Below are 19,169 nucleotides of genomic sequence, written 5' to 3' on the forward strand. Positions count from 1 at the left end.
CTACAGGAAGCGCTCGAGGATCTCGGCGAGCCCGTCGTCCAGCACCGTGCCGGTGACCTCGTCCGCGTCCGCCTTGACCGCGTCCGGGGCCTGGCCCATCGCCACCCCGAGGCCTGCCCAGCGGAGCATGGCGCGGTCGTTGTCGCCGTCCCCGACCGCGAGCACGTCCTCCTGCGCCACACCGAGGTCCGCGGCGACGACGGCGAGCGCGCCGGCCTTCGACACCCCGGCGGCCACCGCGGTCACCCAGGGCACCTCGTGGTCGAGGGTGATCTCGGCGCCGGGCACCAGGACCTCGGCCATCCGGCTCCGGACCTCCTCCGGCGTGGCGGCGGGCCAGTAGCCGATCACCTTCGGTGTCGGCGACCCCACGAGCTCCGGCTCGTCGACGACGCGGACCCGTCCGGCGAGGATCCCGTCCGGGAACGGGGCACTGATCCGTTGCCCCACACCGGTCTCCTCGCAGCCGAAGACCGCGCCCGGCAGCGTGGTGCGCACCGGGGTGATCACCGCGGCGGGCTCCACGAACCGCGTGTGCAGCACCGCGCGGGACGCCGTGTCCACGACGACGGCGCCGTTGGAGCACACCGTGACCCCGCTCGTCAGGCCGAGCTGCTCCAGCACGTGCCCGACGCCGAGCACGGACCGGCCGGTGCACAGCATCACGCGGGCGTGGGCGGCGATGCCGCGCACGGCGGCCAGCACCCGGGGGCTCGGGGGACGGTGCTCGTGAACCGTCGTACCGTCGATGTCGAGCGCGATCAGGCGCGGGGGTCGCACGTTCGCCCACCCTACTTCTCGGGCAGCATGGGGCCATGCAGACCGTGTCGACGGCGCTCCCGCTCCGCCCGCCCGCCCACCGCGTGGATCCTCGCGCGCGGACGTGGTGGCGGCTGCGGGGGCTGGGGGTCGCCGCCGTCGTCGCGGTCCCGCAGCTCGTGGTGGCGCTCGTGCTGGGCGGACCGGGCTGGCTGTGGGGCACGCTGGTGGCCACGGTCGTGATGGGCGTCGGGTACGCCGCCGTCGTTCCGGAGATCCTGTTCCGGATCCACCGCTGGGAGATCACGGACGAGGCCGTCTACACGCTGTCCGGCTGGCTGGTGCGGGAGTGGCGGATCGCGCCGATCTCGCGGGTGCAGACCGTGGACACCGAGCACGGCCCGCTGCAGCAGGTGCTCGGGCTGGCGAGCGTGACCGTCACGACGGCCTCGGCGCGGGGTCCGGTCAGCATCCGCGGCCTGGCCACGGCGGAGGCCCACGAGCTCGCCCGCCAGCTCACCGAGACGACGCAGGCGACACCCGGCGACGCGACATGACCGCACCGTGAACGAGTGGCGCCGCCTCGATCCCCGGATGATCGTGGTCGCGCCCGTGCACGCGCTCATCCGGCTGGTCCCGCTGCTGCTCATCGTGCTGGTGACGGGCGGCTCGGGCGACCCCGTCCGGCTGTGGATCACGTTCGGGATCGCCGGGCTCGTCGTGCTGGGTGGGCTGGTCCGCTGGCGCACCACCAAGTACCGGATCACCCCCGAGCGTGTGGAGCTGCACAGCGGGTGGGTCCGGCGGCAGCGCCGCTCGGTGCCGCGCGACCGCATCCGGACCGTCGACCTGACGGCACCGCTGCTGCACCGCGCCTTCCGGCTCAACGTCGTCGCGGTGCGGGCCGCGGAGTCCGGTGGCGAGCACTCGGGGCTGAACCTCGACGCGGTGAGCACCGCCGAGGGCGAGTCGCTGCGCCGCGAGCTGCTGGAGCGTCCGTCGGTTCCGGATCCCGAGGCGCCTGCGGGGCCCGGCGCCGAGCCGCTGGCCCGTCTCGACTGGTCCTGGCTGCGGTTCGCGCCGCTCACCTTCTCGTCGCTGGCCGGCATCGGGGCCATCGCCGCGGCGGGGTTCAACCTGCTCACCGAGCTGAACGTCGATCCGCGCCGGGTCGGCGGGGTCGCCGCCCGCCTCACCGCGGCGCCGCTGTGGGTGGCGATCGCGGTCGTCGGGGCGGGGTTCCTGGTGCTCGCGGTGGTGGGGTCGGTGGTGTTGTTCGTCGAGCGGTGGTGGGGGTACCGGCTGACCCGGGAGGCGGACGGGACCCTGCGCGTGCGGCGGGGCCTGCTCACCACCCGGTCGCTGTCGGTCGCCGAGGACCGGCTGCGTGGCGTGAGCGTGCACGAGCCGCTGCTGCTGCGCGCGGGCCGGGGCGCCCAGACCCGCGCGCTGGCCGCCGGGCTGGGTCGGGAGGCGCAGGGCGGGGTGCTGCAGCCACCCGTCCCGCGGGCCGAGGCGCACCGGGTCGCGGGGGCGGCCCTCACCGCCGCCGACCCGACGTTGACGCCGCTCTCGCCCCACCCGCGGTCCGCGTTGCGCAGGCGGGTCACCCGGGCGGTCGTGCCCGCGGCGCTGGTGGTGGCGGCGGCCGTCGTGGTCGGGCGGGTGTGGCCGCGGCTGGAGTGGATCGCGCCGACCGCCGCGGTCCTGTTGCCGCTCGCCGCGCTGCTGGCGTGGGACCGCTACCGCGGACTCGGCCACGCCCTCACCGAGTCGCACCTGGTGAGCAGGCTCGGCGGGCTGTCGCGGCGCACGGTCGCGGTGCAGCGCAGCGGGATCGTGGGCTGGCGGGTGCGGCAGAGCGTCTTCCAGCGCCGCGCCGGCCTGGTGACCTGCGAGGCCGTGACGGCCGCGGGCGAGGGCGGCTACCGCATCCTCGACATGGACGCGGCGGAGGTCGCCGCCCTCATCGCCCGCACGCCGCTCACCGACGCCGTCGCGTCCCGAAGATGCTCCGGCTGATCTCCCGGCCCGCGGCGCTGGCCGCGGAGCGCATGAACGACTTCACCGCGGGCGAGGAGAAGAATCCCTCCAGCATCCCGGGCTCCTCCTTCTCCCGCCGCGGGGCCGGAGCCTCGGGCGGGGGCGGCGGGGCCTGTTCCTCGATCGGCGCGGGCGGCGGCGCGAGCCGCGCGGTGAGCTTCTCGTAGGCGGACTCGCGGTCGATCGTCTGGCCGTACTTGCCGAACAGTGGCGACGCCTTGGCCGCCTCGGTGATGGCGGGAGCGCCGACCGCCGCCATGAGCGAACGCGGCGCCCGCATCCGCGCCCAGGCGACGGGTGTGGGCGCGCCCCGCTCGGACAGCACCGTCACGATCGCCTCGCCGGTGCCGAGCGAGGTCAGCGCCTCCTCGAGGTCGTAGACCTTCGAGGTCGGGTAGGTCTTGACGGTCTTGGTGAGCGCCTTCTGGTCCTCGGGGGTGAAGGCGCGCAACGCGTGCTGGATCCGGGCGCCGAGCTGGGAGAGCACGGCGTTGGGCACGTCCGTGGGCAGCTGGGTGCAGAAGAAGACCCCCACGCCCTTCGACCGGATGAGCTTCACGGTCTGCTCGATGCGCTCCAGGAAGGCCTTGGAGGCGTCGTTGAACAGCAGGTGGGCCTCGTCGAAGAAGAACACCAGCTTGGGCTTGTCGAGGTCGCCCGCCTCGGGCATCTCCTCGTACAGCTCGGCGAGCAGCCACATGAGGAAGGTGGAGAACAGCTTCGGGTTGGCCGCCTGCTCCGCCAGCTCGACGAGTGTGACCACGCCCTTCCCGTCGACCTGACGGATCAGGTCCGCGGGCTCGAACTCGGGCTCGCCGAAGAACGCCTCCCCGCCCTGGGCCTCGAGGTTCACCAGCGCGCGCAGGATCACGCCCGCGGTCGCGGCGGAGACGCCGCCGATGCCCTTGAGGTCGGCCTTGCCCTCGTCGGAGGTGAGGAACTGGATGACCGCGCGCAGGTCCTTCGTGTCCAGCAACGGCAGCCCGCGCTGGTCCGCGTAGTGGAAGATCAGCCCGAGCGTGGACTCCTGGGTGTCGTTGAGGTCCAACACCTTCGACAGCAGGATCGGCCCGAACTGGGTGATCGTGGCGCGGATCGGGACGGCGCTCGAGCCGCCGCCCAGGGACAGGAACTCGACGGGGAAGCCGGTGGCCACCCAGTCGTCCCCGGTGTCCTGCGCGCGGGACTGGATCTTCGGCCCGTCCTCCCCCGGCTTGGAGAGCCCGGAGAGGTCACCCTTGACGTCCGCCAGCAGGACGGGGACGCCGGCATTGGACAGCTGCTCGGCCAGGCCCTGCAGCGTCTTGGTCTTGCCGGTGCCGGTGGCGCCCGCGACCAGACCGTGCCGGTTCAGCGTGGCGAACGGGATCCGGACCTTCGCGGTGGGGTCCACCCGGCCGTCGACGAGGACGGTGCCCAGCTCGAGCGCCTCCCCCTCGGTCGCGTATCCGGCGGCGATCTCCTGGGCAGCGGTGTTGTCGGCCACGGCGCGGAGCCTAGACCAGGAGGCTTACGCTGCGTCCCATGAACGACCGGTTGGTGTGGATCGACTGCGAGATGACAGGTCTGGATCTCCAGCGAGACGCCCTCGTCGAGATCGCCGTCCTGGTCACGGACGGGGACCTGAACATCCTGGGCGAGGGGGTGGACGTCGTCATCCACGCGGACGAGGCCGCGCTCGCCGCCATGCCTCCGGTCGTGGAGGAGATGCATCGCAAGTCGGGCCTCACCGAGGAGATCCGGGCGTCGCGGGTGACGGTGCGCGAGGCCGAGGTGAAGGTGCTGGAGTACATCCGCGCCCACGTGCCCGATGCGGGCGTCGCGCCGCTCGCGGGCAACTCGATCGCCACGGACCGCGGCTTCCTCGCCCGCGACATGCCCGAGCTGGACGCCCACCTCCACTACCGGATGATCGACGTCAGCTCGCTGAAGGAGCTGGCCCGCCGCTGGTTCCCCCGCGTCTTCTACGCCAAGCCCGAGAAGGGCCTCGCCCACCGCGCCCTCGCGGACATCATCGAGTCGATCCGCGAGCTCGAGTACTACCGCCGCACGCTGTTCGTGCAGCCCCCGGGCCCCTCGACGGACGAGGCCCGCGCCGCCGCCGCGGCGGTGGCACCCCCGGCGTAGAGCCGGATCGGGGCATCACGTAGTCTCTACGAGGTCGCCGGGGCAACCCGGAGATCAGATGGTGGGTGTAGCTCAGCTGGTAGAGCACCTGGTTGTGGTCCAGGGGGCCGCGGGTTCAAGTCCCGTCACTCACCCGGGGTCCGCGGACCCCCCTCGCACGACCCCGCGGGAGCACTGGTACAGTGGATCCCGGTGTCGCGCAAGGGACACCGCAAATAATTTCAGACATGCACCGCTAGCTCAATTGGCAGAGCAGCTGACTCTTAATCAGCGGGTTCACGGTTCAAGTCCGTGGCGGTGTACGCAAACTAGCAGGTCAGACCGGTTGTCGGTCTGGCCTGTTAGCGTTTTCGGTGATCAAACCCGACGCAAACCCGACGTTCACCACCCACGTCCCCCGGCTCTGACCGCCGCGCCCGCTCAGTCTCGCCGTAGCGGCCGGTCGGCACGAGCCGCCGTGTCCTTCTGCGCCTCGGCCTCGGCGAGCCGCTCGGCGAGGGCGGCGGTGACCAGCTCGTAGGCGTCCGAACCGAGCAGCATCCGGCGGGGTGGGTCCGCCATGTCCGCCGCCCGGATGATCTCGGCCGCAACGAGCTCCTCGTCGACCGGCATGTCCTCGACCGCAACCGGTGCCCGGTCCGCAGGCCCACCCCGGTACGGCGGGCTCGGCTCCACCCTCGGAGCGGCGTCGAAGAACCCGGTGCGCACCATCCCCGGCTCGACCAGCGTGGTCGTGATGCCGAACGCCTTGACCTCCTCGGCGAGCGACCCGAAGAAGCCCTCGATGCCCCACTTCGCCGCGTGGTACAGCCCGAACGCGGGAAAGGTCATCTGCCCGCCCATGCTGGACAGCTGCATCAGAGCGCCGCCTCCCTGCTCGCGCAGGTGCGGAACGACCGCCCGCGCCAGCTGGATCGAGGCGACCAGATTGACGTCGATCATCGTGGCCACCTGGGCGTCCGACAGGTCCTCAGCGGTACCGAAGACTCCCGACCCGGCATTCGAGACAACGACGTCGACCCGGTGAGCGGCGAAAACGGTGTCGACGACTGCCCGGAGCGCTGCCGTATCGATCACGTCCAGCGTGTGCACCTCCAGCCTCTCCCGAGGAGGTAACGCCGCAGCATTGCGCACCGTCGCGACGACGGTGTCCCCGCGCTCCAGCGCCTGCTCAACGATCGCGCGCCCGATCCCTCGGGACGCGCCGGTCACCAACCATGTCCTCATGACGACCACGCTCCCCTCCTGCCAGCCATCGGACAAGCGACGACTCCACATGGGAGCCATGCGTGCTAGTCATGTTGAATGGACGTCACCGTCGTCGGGCTCCGCGTGGTCCGAGAGGTCGCGCGCCGCGGCTCCATCACCGCCGCAGCGACCGCGCTGGGCTACACGCAGTCGGCCGTCTCCCGGCAGGTCGCCGCCACCGAGTCCGCAGTGGGTCAAGCGCTGTTCACTCGGCGCGCCCGCGGTGTCGTGCCCACCGCGGCCGGGGAGATCCTGACCCGGCACGCCGATGCCGTCCTGCGCCGGCTCGGCGAGGCAGGCCAGGAGCTCGCCGGTCTGCGCGACCGACTCGCAGGCCGACTCGCCGTCGACGGCTTCCCCATCGCGCACGCGTCACTGCTGCCACGAGCCGTCGCCCTGCTCCGGCAGGAGCACCCCGCACTCGCCGTCGCGCTGAGCGAGCACTCGACACCTGCTCAGCTGCGGCGGCTCCGCGCCGGACGGACCCAGGTCGCAGTCGTCGCCGCGGGCGACGAGCTACCGGACTACGACCTGTCCGGCCTGCACGCCGAGTCGCTGCCGCCGCGTTCTCTGCAGGTGGCGGTGCCCGACGCGCACCACCTCACCGGACGGGTCACCCCGCAGGACCTCCGCCACGAACCCTGGATCGTGGGCCGAGGGGCTCCAGAGGATCCGCAGTTCGGGGCATGGCCCACCCTCACCGAGCCGCACATCGCCCACACAACGACGAGCTGGCAGGCCCGCCTCGGCTACGTCGCCGCCGGGCTGGGTCTGTCTCTGCTGCCCGCGCTCGCCGCCCCCGTCGTCCCGGCCGGCGTGCGAGTCGTCGACGTCGACGACCCCCGACACCGCCCGCGCACCACCCTCCTGCTGACCGGAAACCAGCCCACCCCGGCGGCCGAGGCCATGCTGACGGCGCTCCGCCGGGCGGCCGACACACTCTGAGGAGGATCAGCCCACCTCGAGCCGCCGGAACCGGGAGTCGTGAAAGACAAGGGGGTCTCCCCCGTTCGTCGCCGTCCGCGTCACCTCCATGACCACGATGTCGTGATCACCGGCAAGGACGACGTCGTCGACCCGGCACTCGAGCCACGCGGCCGCGCCTTCGACGAGGACCGCTCCGGACGGCGCGTGGCGCAGCCTGACCCCCTCGAACCGGTCGACGCCGCGTCGCGAAAGTTGTCGTCCGGCTGCGGCCTGCTCTGCGCTCAGCACGCTGATGCCGAGTACACCGGCGCTCTGAAGCACGGGCCACGTCGTCGAGCCGTGGTCCACGCACACCGACACCAACGGCGGGACCAGGGAGACCGAGGTGAACGAGCTCGCTGCCATCCCGACCGGCGTGCCGTCGACCTGGGCACACACGGCGACCACCCCGCTCGGGAAGTGCGCGAAGGTGCGGCGCAGCTCAGCGCGGTCCAGCTCACCCGTCACGACGGGTCACCCGCCATCAGGCTCCGGCCGACGGCGGTGGCGCGGGCCAGGGACGCACCGAACCGGTCCGCGGCCTCGGCCACGGCCTGGTCGCCGCGGTCCGCCGTCGAGGTGACGATGTAGGCGCCCCGTCCGGGCACGGTCGCACCGAGCTCGGCGAGCAGGGGCGCGAGGTGCACGTTCACACCCAACGAATGCGCCGGGCCCGCCCCGGTCAGCACCGGCAGCGCCACCACCCCGGCCAACCCGTTCGCCGGGTAGCGGTCCAGGAAGGCCTTGAGCAGACCCGTGTACGTGGCCTTGTAGGTCGGGCTCGCGATCACCACCAGGTCCGACGACGCGACCCGCGCGGTCAAGCCGTCCATCGTCTCCGACGGCCACGCGAACAGCTCGCCCGCGTGGTCGACGAGGTCGATCACCTCGGGTGCACAGCCCGGGAGGAGCCGCTCGACGAGCGCCTCGCCGACCTCCCGGGTCCGCGACCGGGGCTTCGGGTTGCCCACCACGACTGTGACCCTCATGTCGTGCTCCCAGCGTGCGCGGTGTCGAAGTAGGCGTTGCGCAGCACCGGGAGCCTGAGCTCCTCGCGCAGCGTGCCCCCGGTGTAGTCGTCGTGGAACAGCCCGCGCCGCTGGAGCTCTGGGACCAGCAGGTCCACGACCCGTTCCAGCCCGAGCGGGAGGGTCGGGACGTTCATCATGAAGCCGTCACAGGCGCCGCTGCGAAACCAGTCCTCCATCTCGTCGGCGACCTCGGCGGCGGTCCCGGTGAAGGGCGGGTCCTCGTCCGCGGCCAACAGCCGCTGGTAGGTCTGGCGAACCGTGAGGCCCTCGCGAGCCGCCATCTCGCCGATGCTCTGTCGGATGCTGGTCACGCCCGCGACCTCCGTGGAGAGGTCGGGCATCGGCCCGTCCAGCGGGTACCCGGACAGGTCCTGCTTGACCTGGCTCGACAGGTACTCGACCCCGAGCGCGGGCGAGACCAGCGCGTTGAGCTCGCGGTACAGGTCCAGGGCCTGCTCCCGGCTCCCCGCGACGTTCACCCGGATCCCCGGGATGATCTTCAACGCGGCGGGGTCCCGGCCGAACGCGGCCACCCGCCCCTTGATGTCGGCGACGGCGGCGAGGCTCTCCTCCTTCGTCTGGGCCACGGTGAACAGACAGTCCGCGTGCTGCGCGGCGAGGTCACGGCCTGGCCCGGACTGACCGGCCATGAAGAGCACCGGGTGTCCCTGCGGGCTGCGCGCGACGTTGAGCGGGCCGCGCACGGCGAAGTTCTCCCCGACGTGGTCCAGCACGTGGACCCGGGAGGAGTCGAGGAACCGCCCGGATGCCTTGTCCTGGGGGAAGGCGTCGTCCGCCCAGCTGTCCCAGAGTCCCTTGCAGACGTCGAGGAACTCCCCCGCGCGCCGGTAGCGGTCGGTCCGCTCGGGGAACCCTCCGCCGAAGTTCACCGCATCGCCCGGGTACGAGCCGGTGACGACGTTCCAGATAGCACGGCCGCCGCTGATGTGGTCCAGCGACGCGAACTTGCGGGCCAGCAGGTAGGGCTGTTCGTAGGTGGTGGTCGCCGTGGCGAAGAGCCCGACGTGTGCGGTGTGCTGGGCGATCGCCGCCATCACCGTGGTCGGCTCGAACGAGGCGGGCCGGTCCGAGGGCGCCACCGCCTCGAACAGGGCAGGCTTGTCCATCTGCCGCACGGCGTTGCCGTCGGCCAGGAACAGCGCCTGGATCCGCCCGCGCTCGGCCAGCCGCGCGAGCTCGATCATGGCGTCGAGGTTCATCGCGATGTCGGGGTAGGCGGTGGGGTGCCGCCATCCGGCGAGGTGCCCGCCGACGGGATAGACGCCCGTCACCAGGATCATCGAGTCGGTCATGACTGCTCCGTGCCGCTGAGGGCGAGGTCGAAGTGGGGGTTGCGCGGGATCGGCAGACCGAGGTTTTCCCGCAGCGTCGATCCGGTGTAGGCCGTCCGGTAAAGCCCGCGCCGTTGGAGCTCGGGCACCAGGAGGTCGACGATGGACTCGAGTCCGAAGGGCAGTGCGGGCGCGGACAACAGGAACCCGTCCGCGGCGCCGGAGTCGTGCCACTCCTGCATCTGGTCCGCGACGTCCGTCGCGGTGCCCTTGAACAGGACGTGGCCCATGGTCGGGAGCACCCGCTCATAGGTCTCGCGGATGGTGAGCCCGTCCCGCTCCGCCATCGCGGCGATCGTCGTGCGGAACGACGACAGCCCGCTCACCTCCCCGGACAAGTCCGGGAGCGGCCCATCCACCGGGTACCCGCTCAGGTCCTCCTCGACCAGCTTCGACAGGTAGGGCACCCCGACCGACGGCGAGATGAGCGACTGCAGCTCCTCGAACAGTTCGTCCGCCTCCGCCATGCTCTGGGCGACGTAGGCGGTCGCGCCGGGATAGATCCGAATGTCGGAGGCTGCCCTCCCGTGCCGCACCGCACGCTGACGCATGTCCGTGGCGAAATCGCGGCCGACCTTGATGTCGCCGGACACCGAGAACACGCAGTCGGCGTGCCGGGCCGCGAGCTCGCGCCCAGGTTCGGACTGACCGGCATGGAACAGTACTGGGTAGCCCTGCGGCATGCGCGCGACGTTCAAGGGGCCCGCGACGTCGAAGTGCACACCATGGTGGTCCAGCGTCCGGACGCGGTCGGCACGCAGGTAGCGCCCGCTGTCCTTGTCCTCGGGGAAGGCGTCGGGGGCCCAGCTGTCCCACAGGCCCTTGCAGACCTCAACGAACTCGGAGGCGCGGGCGTACCGCTCCCCGCGGGGGACGTGGTCCTCGCGGCCGAAGTTCCGCGAGTCGCCCGGGTAGGAGCTCGTCACGATGTTCCAGCAGGCCCGGCCTCCGGACAGGTGGTCCAACGAGGCGAACTTGCGGGCGAGCGTCCACGGCTGCTCATACGTCGTGGTCGCGGTGGCCAGCAGCCCGATCCGGGACGTGTGCTGGGCCAAGGCCGCCATCAGGGTCACCGGCTCGAACCCGGTGGGTCGGTCGGAGAAGCTCACCGCCTCGAACAGCGCAGGCTTGTCCATCTGCCGCACCGCGTTGCCGTCGGCGAGGAACAGCAGGTCGAACAGCCCGCGCTCGGCGATCCGGGCCAGCTCGATCTGCTGGTCGAGATTCATGGCGGTGCCGGTCCAGGCCCGCGGATGGCGCCAGCCACCCAGGTGGCTGCCGAGCCCGCCCAGGGTCGTCATCAGGCTGAGCATGGTCACTCCGTCCGGGCGGTGTCGTAGAACGAGACCATCGACTTGAAGTCCTGCCGCACGCCGGTCACCGACGGGCCGATGCCGGTGAGCTGAGTGCCCTCGAACAGCGGGACGACGATGCCGTTCTCCAGCACGATCCGCTGGATCTCTGCCCAGGTCGCGGTGCGCGCGGCCTCGTCGGACTCGGCCTGCTGCCGCGTGAACAGCGCTTGGAGCCCGGAGGACTCGAGCAGCGCGGTGTCCGGTGACCGGGTCTGGATGATGGAGCGGACGATGTCCGGGTCGGACTCGGTGATCGTGGTGACGAGCGTGTCGAAGTCCCGGGTCGACTGTGCGTCGACCAGCCCCGCCTGCGTCACGCTGTTCAGCCGGACACCGATCCCGATGGCCTGCAGCTGCTGCTGCACCAGCTGCATCAGACTCGTGTAAAAGGCGCCGAAGTCGTCGCTGTAGGTGATGCCGATCTCGAGCCGGACACCGTCGCGTGCACGGATCCCGTCTACACCGGGGATCCATCCGGCGGTGTCGAGCAACGCTGTGGCGCGCGCCGGGTCGGGTGCCAGCATCGACGACATGTCGGAGTACTCCCGCAGGTTGGAGGTGACGATGCTGGTCGCCGGGTCGAAGGAGGTCCCGAGCACGGTCCGGACGACGGACTCACGGTCGATGCCGATTTCCAACGCCTGCCGGACGGCCGGGTCGGCGAGCTGCGGGCGGGTGCTGTTGACGATGAAGCTGCCCGGCAGGCCCGGCATCGTGCCGCGCTGGACCGTGCCGCCGGCCGCCTCGATCTGCGCGACGTCCTGGGTCTCCAGCGACATAGCGACGTCGGTCTGGCCCGAGGCCAGCGAGCCCGCTCGGACGTTGGGCACCGGCTGCCACACGAACTCGATGCGCTCCAGGATCGCCTCGCCCTGGTGGGTGCTCAATGACGACGGCCAGGCATACCCGGCCCGCCGCAGGACCGTGGCGGTCTGGTCCTGAACGTAGCTGTCCATCACGAACGGGCCAGTACCGACGAGCTCGCCCTGGCAGCGCTGCTCGGGGGTGAGCTGGGTGGTCGCGGGCGAGAGCATCCCGAACACCAGGGTCGAGGTCCCCACCAGGAACGGAGCGGACGGCGCCGAGAAACTGACGACGGCCGTCCGCGGGTCCACCACGGTGGTTCCTGCGTAGTTCACCAGGTAGGCGGCGCCGCGGGAGGACTTGGCCCCCAACGACTTGATGTAGTCGAGGTTGGCTGCCAACGCCGCGGCGTCGAACGGGGTGCCGTCGCTGAACGTGACCCCCTCGCGCAGCCGGAACGTGTACTCCGTCGCGTCCGCGTTCACCTCCCAGGAGTCAGCCAGCCAAGGGCGGATCTCCCCTGTGCGCGGGTCCTGGTCGGTGAGCGAGTCGACGACGGTGCGGGCCATGGCGGCGGAGCTGAAGTTGAAGGTCTGCTGCGGGTCGACGCAGGTCGCGCCGCCGCCGAGGCCGACGGTCAGCGTGCCGCCGGAGGTCGGTGCGCCGCCTGCCGCGCCGCCGCAGGCGGTGAGCAACAGGGTGAGGGCGCCCGCGGCGGCGAGCGCGGGAAGACGGGTGCGTGCGGTGGACATGATCGGTCCTTCGTGGATCAGGCGGGGAGGGAGGGGGTGACACCGGGAATCGCCGCCAGCAGCTCGCGGGTGTACTCGGCGCGGGGAGCGGTGAACAGCTCGGCCGTCGAGCTCTGCTCGACGATCCGACCGTGGCGCATGACGACGACGTCGTGGGCGATCCGCCGGACGACGGCGAGGTCGTGGGAGATGAACAGGTAGGTCAGGCCGCGTTCGCGCTGCAGACGGACGAGCAGCTCCAGGATCTGGGCCTGCACGGACACATCGAGAGCGGAGACCGGCTCGTCGCATACGAGTAGGTCGGGTTCCACTGCCAGCGCGCGGGCGATCGCGACCCGTTGGCGTTGACCGCCGGAGAGCTCACGCGGGCGGCGTCGGGCGAAGTCCGCCGGAAGGGCGACCAGCTCCAGCAGCTCGGCGACCCGGTCCGGGCGCTCCCGGCGGTCCGCCAGGCCGTGCAGGCGAAGCGGCTCGGCCAACGCCTCGCCGACGGTGTGCCGGGGGTCGAGGCTGCCCAGCGGGTCCTGATAGACCATCTGGAACCGGCGGCGCAGACCCCGCAGCTCTGGGCCCGTCGCAGAGTGCAGGGGCGTCCCGTCGAAGTCGATCTCACCGTGGTCCGCCTTCTCCAGGCACATCACTAGCCGGGCGGTGGTGGACTTGCCGGAGCCCGACTCCCCCACGATCGCGAGGGTCCGGCCACGGGGGACCTGAAAGGACACGTCGTCCACCGCGCGGACCGGGCCGTTGCGCCCGCTGAAGGTCTTGGCCAGGCCCGAGACGGTGAGCAGCGTGCCCCGGTCTGCCTCCCGCTCGTCCGCGACCATCGGACCGGACAGCGCGGGTGCGCTGTCGAGCAGCCGCCGGGTGTACTCGTGCCGCGGGTCGGCGAGCAGCTCCCGGGCCGGCCCGGTCTCGACGACCTCGCCGCGCGACATGACCACGATCCGGTCCGCCCGGTCCGCCGCTACTCCCAGGTCGTGGGTGATCAACAGAACCCCGGAGCCGGACGCCCGTCGGATCTCGTCGAGGTGGTCGAGGATCCGGCGCTGGACGGTGACGTCCAGGGCGCTGGTCGGCTCGTCGGCGATCAACAGGCGTGGCCCACAGGCGATGGCGATCGCGATGAGCACCCGCTGCCGCATGCCGCCGGAGAGCTGGTGAGGGAACTGGGCGAGCACCCTGTCGGGGTCGGGCAGACCGGCGGCGCGCAGCAGCCCGGGGACGCGCTCCTCGGCCTCGGCCCGGGAGCGGCCGTGGACCCGCAGAGCCTCGGCGACCTGGGCGCCGATCCGGATCACGGGGTTGAGCGAGAGCATCGGGTCCTGGGGGATCAGCCCGATGCCGGCGCCGCGGACCTCGCGCAGCCGGGCAACTCCGGTACCGGCCAGCTCCTCGCCGTCGAAGCAGATCGATCCACCGGTCACCGTGCCACCCGCACCGAGCAGCCCGATCACCGACAGGGCTGTCGTGGACTTGCCCGACCCGGACTCCCCGACGACGGCGACGACCTCGCCGGGAGCGATGTCGAGGCTCACCCCGTGCACGACCTCGATGCCGCGGTAGGCGACCCGGAGGTCGGTGATCGACAGTAGCGGTCCCTGCATCAGACCTCCTGCTCGAAGTGGCGGGCGAGGCGGTTGATGCTCATCACGAAGACGGTGATGACCAGGCCGGGGAAGGCGATCATCCACGGCGCCGCCGCGATGTAGCGCTGGCCCGCGGACACCAGCGAGCCCCACTCGGGCGTAGGCGGCGGAGTGCCGAACCCCAGGAAGCTGAGCGCGGCGATCGCCAGGATGGCCTGCCCGAACTCCACGACGGCGAGCACGAGGACCGGGCCGAGGGCGTTGGGTAGCACATGGCGGGCCAGGATCGACACCGAGCCTGCGCCCATGGAGCGCTGCGCGTCCACGTAGGTCGAGCGGCTGACCCGGAGCACCTCCGAGCGCATGACCCGGGCCGTCGAGCCGACCAGCGCGACGCCGACCGCGACCGCGAGCTGCCCGGGGCCGAACCCCAGAGCGGTCACCAGCGCCATCGCCAGTAGCAGCATCGGCATACTGAGCAGCACGTCGACCAGCCGCATCACGACACCGTCGACCCGGCCGCCGACGTAGCCGCTGACCGAGCCGACCACCGATCCGACGACGAGCCCGATGCCGACCGCCGCGACGGTGGTCAGCAGGGAGAGCCCGGTGCCCGCGACCATGCGGGAGAAGACGTCCCGGCCGAGCTCGTCGGTGCCGAACAGGTGCTCCGCGCTCGGCGGGGCGAGCGGCACTGTGGTGTCGGCATGCAGCGGGTCATAGGGCGCGAACACAGCCGGCGCGACCGCCCAAGCCACGACCAGCAGGATCACCAGGATCGACAGGACCAGGCCAGGGGCGCGCAGGATCTCCCGTAGCCAGTGCGGCAGCGCCGTCGGGCGCGCGGCCAGGGTGGCGGTGCTCATGTCGACACCGCCTGCGCGGCCGGGCGGCGCCGATGGGTGATCGTCCGCGGGTCGAGCAGCGGGTGGACGAGGTCGACGAGCAGGTTGATCGTCACGTACACCGCGGCGACGACGAGCACCACGGCCTGCACCACCGGGATGTCCTTGACCGTGATCGCTCCTTCGAGCAGGAACCCGATCCCCCGCCGGGCGAAAATCGTTTCCGTGATCGTCGCCGTCACGAACATCGTGGCCACGACCAGCCCGGCGACGGTCAGCACCGTCGGGGCGGCGGTCCGCAGCGCGTGGACGACGAACACCCGCAGCTCGCCCGCGCCCTTGGCCCGTGCGACGTCCACGTACGGCTCGCGCAACGAGCCCCGCACGCTCCGCGCCACCACCTGGGCGATGTATGCGCTCGCGGGCACGGCGAGCGTGAGCCCCGGCATCACCAGCGAGGCGAACCCGCGGTCACCCGACACCGGCAGGAGCCGCAGCTGGAAGGACATCCGCTGCATGAGCAGCAGGCCGATCCAGAAGGTCGGCACCGAGGCCGCACCCGCCGGGAGCGCCTCCAGCAGCCGGGCGAGCCAGGGCAGGCGGACCGCACCCGCCAGGCACCCGATCAGCATCCCGACCACCGTTGCCACCGTCATCGCGAAGATGACCAGGGCCGTGGTGCTCCCCAGGGAGTCGGTCAGCAGGCTCGTCACCGGTGCGCCGTAGGCGAACGAGGTGCCGAGGTCGCCGTGGAGGGTACTGGCGAGGTGCGCCAGGTACTGGAGGACGAGAGGCTGGTCGAAGCCGTACTGGGCGTTGACGGCGGCGAGGTCCTCGGGGGAGATCGCTCCACCCTCGGCGGCGCCGCCCAGCATGAGGAGCGCGGGGTCACCCGGGATCGCGAAAAGGATCAGGAAGGAGAGGGTGTAGGTGGCCCAGAGGATCCCGACGGCCTGCAGGACGCGGCGGCTGACATACCCCCACTCCCAGTGGAGGGCGGAGCGCGACCGACCGGGCGACGCACCCGCGGTGGGCGGTGAGAGGACTGACATGGGGAAGGCTCCGGGAGGTGGGGACGGGGCGGCAAGGGACCGCCGGAACGGGGCCCCACATCGCCGGTCTCACCGGACGCGTCGTACGGGACCAGCGTAGGAACCGGGGAGCCGTCGATCCAGCGTCCGCCGTTTCAAATTTGTAAAGCTCTCTCACGGCTCCTCGGGCACCTGGTCGGGCAGCAGCCCCTCCGTCACGGGCTCGCGGCGCAGCTTGTCCTGCAGGATCCCGAGCAGTCGGTGCAGCTCATTGAGCTCGTCCGGCCGCAACGGCTCCACCACCGACTGCACGATGAGGTCGTTCTGCCTGCGGGACAACGCCCGCAGGAGCGCTCGGCCCGCGGGGGTGATCCGGGCGAGTACCCCGCGTTCGACGCCTGGCGCGGGCACCCGCTCGGCCAGCCCGCGCCGCTCCAGCCTGGCCAGAAGGTATGTGACGCCGCTGGGTGTGCTGACCAGATACTTGGCCAGCTCGGACATCCGCGCCTCGCCGCCGAGGTTCCGCAACCGGATCAACAGGTGGTACTGCAGGAAGGGCAGCTCCTCGGCCGCCCGCAGCATCCGGTCGGATGCCCGCTCCACGAGCTTGCCGACCGCGAGGATCCGCTCGAACAGCGCGAGCTGGGTGGAGTCGAGCAGCGGCGGCCGCGGATCCTCGGTCATGCCGAGGCTCGCCGGGTGGCGTCGAGCCGGTCCGCGTGCTCGTCGACCCAGTCGGCGACCACCCGACCGACCCGGCCGAAGTCCGCGATCGGGAAGGCGAGTCCGGCGACCGGGACGTGCGCCCCGAGCTCCTCGAGCACGGGCCGCAGGGCGAGCCCGGCGGCCGCCGCGTGTCCCGGGGTCGCCGCCGTCATCAGCGGCACGGCGGTGACCCCGGCCCACCCACCCCCCGGGACCCGGTCGAGGAAGCACTTCAGCAGGCCGGTGTAGCTGGCCTTGTAGGCGGGACTCGCCACGATCACGAGCCCGCAGGCGCGCACCTCGTGGTCGAGCCGCCGCACGTTCCGACCGTCCGGCTCGAACAGGACCGCGGCGTGGTCGGCCAGATCGATGGTCTCCGCCCGGTCCGCGCCGGTCCGGTCGGCGAGCGTCATCGCCAGCGCCCGCGCGACGTGCCGGGTGCGTGAGCGTGGGCGCGGGTTGCCGACGAGCACGCCGATCCGGGGCGCGGTCACCTAGGCGGGATCACCGGGAGCAGCAGCACGCTGTCGTGGCCCGGGCCGGTGTGCAGGGCCGTCCGGCCGCCGAACTCCGGCATCGGACGGTCCTCGGGGTGGGTGTGCAGCCAGGGGCCCGAGCCGCGGGACACCCAGGCCTCGTTCGGGTCCTTCGGAGGCTCGCGTTCGAAGTCGTGTCCGCTCACCTGCAGTGCGATCTCGTAGCCCGCGGGCAGCACCACGCTCGTCGGCCAGATCTCGATGTCGCAGGTCACGATCTCGCCCGGGGCGAGCTTCTCCAGCCGGTCGTGCCGGTGATAGGGCCGCCACGGCAGGCTGCGCTCGACGTCGAGCGCGCGGTGGCTCGCCCGCAGCCAGCCCTGGGCGAGCGGGGTGTGCGGGTCGATCGTCCCCTGGAAGTCGACCTCGCGACCGTCCGGGGCGAAGGCCTGCAGGGTCACGAACAGGTCGGCGTCGGTCGTGCTCGAGGAGACGTGGAGCCGGACCGACAGGGGCCCGGTCAGCTCCGTCTCGGCCTTCAGCGGCGCCGACCGGAAGGTGACGGGCTCGCCCGACGCGTCGAACGTGACGGCAGACTCCGCCTCGGGGGCCTCCCCCAGCGCCCGGTCGCCTGCTGAGAGCCGCATCTCGGTCCACCGGGTGTCCGGCAGCGGCCAGGCCTCCTCGCCGCGGACGCACACCTCGCCGGTGAAGGGCGTGCGGAGGTTCAGCTGGACCCGGGGCTCGCGCTCCCAGCCGTTGTCGACCCCCTTGAGGAAGTGGTCGAGGAAGCGTTTCTGCAGGTCGAGGCCGTACTCGAGGTAGAACCACTCCTCGTGGCGACCGGGGTGGGTCTCAAGCCACTTCTGCGCGGACGCGGCCTGGGTGAAGGCCTCGAAGTTGCCCCGCGGGTGCAGGCCGTACCCGGCCAGGCTGGCCGCACTGAGGAAGGGCACGGTGACCTTGGACCAGTCCGGCGACCGGTCCCGGTACCAGTCACCGTCGAGCTCGCGGGCGAGCACGTTCGGCAGCGGGTCGGAACGCTGAGCCTGCAGGGTCGCCTCGTCGAGCTCCCCCGGGCCGGAGGCAGCCTCGCCGAGGTAGGGGTCGACCAGCGCGTCCGGGTTGCCGTGCTGCACCGACAGCACCTGCCGCGGGTACCAGGTCTCCAGGAAACCGTTGCTGGCGATCCCGCCGTGTCGGGCCCAGTCGCGGTAGAAGTCCGCGGCACCCTCCCACGGGATCATCGCGGTCAAGTGCGGGGGCTGCAGCGCGGCGACGTGCCACTGGTTCACCGCGTAGTACGAGATCCCGTTGAGCCCGACCTTCCCGGTCGACCATGGCTGGACGCCTGCCCACTCGATGGCCTCGTAGTAGTCGCGGGTCTCCCGCGGGGAGAAGATGTCGAGCGTGCCCGGGGAGCGGCCCGCACCCCGGGAGTCGACCCGCACACACGCGTAGCCCCAGGGCACCCAGGTCTCGGGATCGACCGTCTCCCACGCCATCATCGAGCGCGTCGAGCCGGGCAGGACGTCCGGGTGGGTCCGCATCATCCACTGCCACTGGGGCGCGAAACCCACCTCGTACTTCACCCCCTTGCCGTAGGGGCCCAGCGTCATGATCACCGGCACCGGTTCGGAGGTGACGGGGCGGAACACGTCCGCCCGCAGCACCACGCCGTCGTCCATCGGGATCTCGACGTCCCGCTCGACGACCATCGGGGGGAGAACTCGTCCGGTCACAGCTCCACGACCTCCTCACCCAGGTCGATGCGGACCCCGGCGCCCGCGAAGAGCGCCAGGTCGTCGACGGCCTCCTTCCCCGCCGGGGAGGCGAGGGCGGCCAGCGCCGACTCCCGGTCCGCGAACCCGACCCGCGCGATGAGGTGGTCCGGCGGCGGGGTGCCGTCCGCGGTCTCGCACCGCGACCAGGAGAGGTGTCGCAGGCCGGGGAAGCGGCGCACGATCGGGCTGTGCACGTCGCGGAAGTGGGCGAGGAAGCGCTCGGGGTCGTCGGGGTGGGCGTAGGTGGCGGTGAGCAGGTACATCGATCACAGACCTCGTCGTCTCGAGAGCGGTCCTGACGA

General features: G+C 71.9%; 19 protein-coding genes and 2 tRNA genes. 6 read left to right on the plus strand and 15 right to left on the minus strand.

Annotated elements, in window-relative coordinates; translation table 11 throughout:
• Positions 1 to 780 carry an HAD hydrolase family protein gene (locus ABD993_RS30205; protein WP_345426037.1) on the minus strand — a complete coding sequence of 260 codons (780 nt, stop codon included), beginning with the start codon at positions 778 to 780 and terminating at the stop codon, positions 1 to 3.
• A gap of 35 nt (positions 781 to 815) precedes the next feature.
• Here ABD993_RS30205 and ABD993_RS30210 point away from each other — a divergent pair, with 35 nt between their 5' ends.
• Positions 816 to 1,316 carry a PH domain-containing protein gene (locus ABD993_RS30210; RefSeq protein ID WP_345426039.1) on the plus strand — a complete coding sequence of 167 codons (501 nt, stop codon included), beginning with the start codon at positions 816 to 818 and terminating at the stop codon, positions 1,314 to 1,316.
• Positions 1,317 to 1,323: 7 nt separating this feature from the next.
• Positions 1,324 to 2,781, plus strand: a complete 1,458-nt coding sequence (locus tag ABD993_RS30215) for a PH domain-containing protein (protein ID WP_345426041.1) — start codon at positions 1,324 to 1,326, stop codon at positions 2,779 to 2,781.
• Here ABD993_RS30215 and ABD993_RS30220 read toward each other — a convergent pair.
• A complete protein-coding gene (locus ABD993_RS30220) occupies positions 2,744 to 4,288 on the minus strand; it encodes a helicase HerA-like domain-containing protein (RefSeq protein WP_345426043.1) in 1,545 nt (514 codons plus the stop codon). The two genes, ABD993_RS30215 and ABD993_RS30220, sit on opposite strands and share 38 nt — an antisense overlap.
• Positions 4,289 to 4,326: 38 nt before the next feature.
• On the opposite strand from ABD993_RS30220, the gene orn reads away from it, so the two are divergent.
• The 3 genes from orn (at position 4,327) to ABD993_RS30235 (ending at position 5,231) form a co-directional block, all read left to right on the plus strand.
• Positions 4,327 to 4,929: an oligoribonuclease gene (gene orn / locus ABD993_RS30225; RefSeq protein WP_345426045.1), complete on the plus strand. Its 603-nt coding sequence runs from the start codon at positions 4,327 to 4,329 to the stop codon at positions 4,927 to 4,929.
• A 61-nt stretch (positions 4,930 to 4,990) separates the two neighbouring features.
• Positions 4,991 to 5,063, plus strand: a tRNA-His gene (locus tag ABD993_RS30230).
• Positions 5,064 to 5,158: 95 nt separating this feature from the next.
• Positions 5,159 to 5,231, plus strand: a tRNA-Lys gene (locus ABD993_RS30235).
• A 118-nt stretch (positions 5,232 to 5,349) separates the two neighbouring features.
• Here ABD993_RS30235 and ABD993_RS30240 read toward each other — a convergent pair.
• Positions 5,350 to 6,156: an SDR family oxidoreductase gene (locus ABD993_RS30240; RefSeq protein ID WP_345426047.1), complete on the minus strand. Its 807-nt coding sequence runs from the start codon at positions 6,154 to 6,156 to the stop codon at positions 5,350 to 5,352.
• A gap of 78 nt (positions 6,157 to 6,234) precedes the next feature.
• Here ABD993_RS30240 and ABD993_RS30245 point away from each other — a divergent pair, with 78 nt between their 5' ends.
• A complete protein-coding gene (locus ABD993_RS30245) occupies positions 6,235 to 7,122 on the plus strand; it encodes a LysR family transcriptional regulator (RefSeq protein ID WP_345426049.1) in 888 nt (295 codons plus the stop codon).
• Positions 7,123 to 7,128: 6 nt separating this feature from the next.
• Here ABD993_RS30245 and ABD993_RS30250 read toward each other — a convergent pair whose 3' ends face one another.
• The 12 genes from ABD993_RS30250 to ABD993_RS30305 all read right to left on the minus strand — a co-directional run bounded on the left by ABD993_RS30250 (position 7,129) and on the right by ABD993_RS30305 (position 19,130).
• A complete protein-coding gene (locus ABD993_RS30250) occupies positions 7,129 to 7,611 on the minus strand; it encodes a flavin reductase family protein (RefSeq protein WP_345426050.1) in 483 nt (160 codons plus the stop codon).
• The gene (locus tag ABD993_RS30255) at positions 7,608 to 8,132 is read right to left on the minus strand and encodes an NADPH-dependent FMN reductase (RefSeq protein ID WP_345426052.1); all 525 of its coding nucleotides are present in this window, start codon (positions 8,130 to 8,132) and stop codon (positions 7,608 to 7,610) included. The genes ABD993_RS30250 and ABD993_RS30255 overlap by 4 nt, the downstream gene beginning before the upstream one ends.
• Positions 8,129 to 9,487, minus strand: coding sequence for an LLM class flavin-dependent oxidoreductase (locus ABD993_RS30260; protein ID WP_345426054.1), 1,359 nt, complete (start codon positions 9,485 to 9,487; stop codon positions 8,129 to 8,131). The genes ABD993_RS30255 and ABD993_RS30260 overlap by 4 nt, the downstream gene beginning before the upstream one ends.
• A complete protein-coding gene (locus tag ABD993_RS30265) occupies positions 9,484 to 10,839 on the minus strand; it encodes an LLM class flavin-dependent oxidoreductase (protein ID WP_345426056.1) in 1,356 nt (451 codons plus the stop codon). The genes ABD993_RS30260 and ABD993_RS30265 overlap by 4 nt, the downstream gene beginning before the upstream one ends.
• 2 nt (positions 10,840 to 10,841) lie before the next feature.
• The gene (locus tag ABD993_RS30270; RefSeq protein WP_345426058.1) at positions 10,842 to 12,437 is read right to left on the minus strand and encodes an ABC transporter substrate-binding protein; all 1,596 of its coding nucleotides are present in this window, start codon (positions 12,435 to 12,437) and stop codon (positions 10,842 to 10,844) included.
• A 17-nt stretch (positions 12,438 to 12,454) separates the two neighbouring features.
• Positions 12,455 to 14,044 (minus strand): ABC transporter ATP-binding protein, encoded by a 1,590-nt coding sequence (locus ABD993_RS30275; protein ID WP_345426059.1) that lies wholly within the window; start codon positions 14,042 to 14,044, stop codon positions 12,455 to 12,457.
• Positions 14,044 to 14,892: an ABC transporter permease gene (locus ABD993_RS30280; protein ID WP_345426061.1), complete on the minus strand. Its 849-nt coding sequence runs from the start codon at positions 14,890 to 14,892 to the stop codon at positions 14,044 to 14,046. The genes ABD993_RS30275 and ABD993_RS30280 overlap by 1 nt, the downstream gene beginning before the upstream one ends.
• A complete protein-coding gene (locus ABD993_RS30285) occupies positions 14,889 to 15,923 on the minus strand; it encodes an ABC transporter permease (RefSeq protein WP_345426063.1) in 1,035 nt (344 codons plus the stop codon). The genes ABD993_RS30280 and ABD993_RS30285 overlap by 4 nt, the downstream gene beginning before the upstream one ends.
• Positions 15,924 to 16,076: 153 nt before the next feature.
• Entirely contained in the window at positions 16,077 to 16,586 is a 510-nt protein-coding gene (locus ABD993_RS30290) for a MarR family winged helix-turn-helix transcriptional regulator (RefSeq protein WP_345426065.1), read from the minus strand.
• On the minus strand, positions 16,583 to 17,101 hold the full coding sequence (locus ABD993_RS30295; RefSeq protein WP_345426067.1) for an NADPH-dependent FMN reductase: 519 nt from the start codon (positions 17,099 to 17,101) through the stop codon (positions 16,583 to 16,585). The genes ABD993_RS30290 and ABD993_RS30295 overlap by 4 nt, the downstream gene beginning before the upstream one ends.
• Positions 17,098 to 18,825 (minus strand): CocE/NonD family hydrolase, encoded by a 1,728-nt coding sequence (locus ABD993_RS30300; protein WP_345426069.1) that lies wholly within the window; start codon positions 18,823 to 18,825, stop codon positions 17,098 to 17,100. Before ABD993_RS30300 ends, ABD993_RS30295 begins: the two co-directional genes overlap by 4 nt.
• On the minus strand, positions 18,822 to 19,130 hold the full coding sequence (locus ABD993_RS30305; protein ID WP_345426071.1) for an EthD family reductase: 309 nt from the start codon (positions 19,128 to 19,130) through the stop codon (positions 18,822 to 18,824). The genes ABD993_RS30300 and ABD993_RS30305 overlap by 4 nt, the downstream gene beginning before the upstream one ends.
• Between the last annotated feature and the right edge of the window lie 39 nt (positions 19,131 to 19,169).

Origin of the sequence: Pseudonocardia xishanensis, assembly GCF_039541715.1 — a bacterium.
Taxonomy (GTDB): Bacteria; Actinomycetota; Actinomycetes; order Mycobacteriales; family Pseudonocardiaceae; genus Pseudonocardia; species Pseudonocardia xishanensis.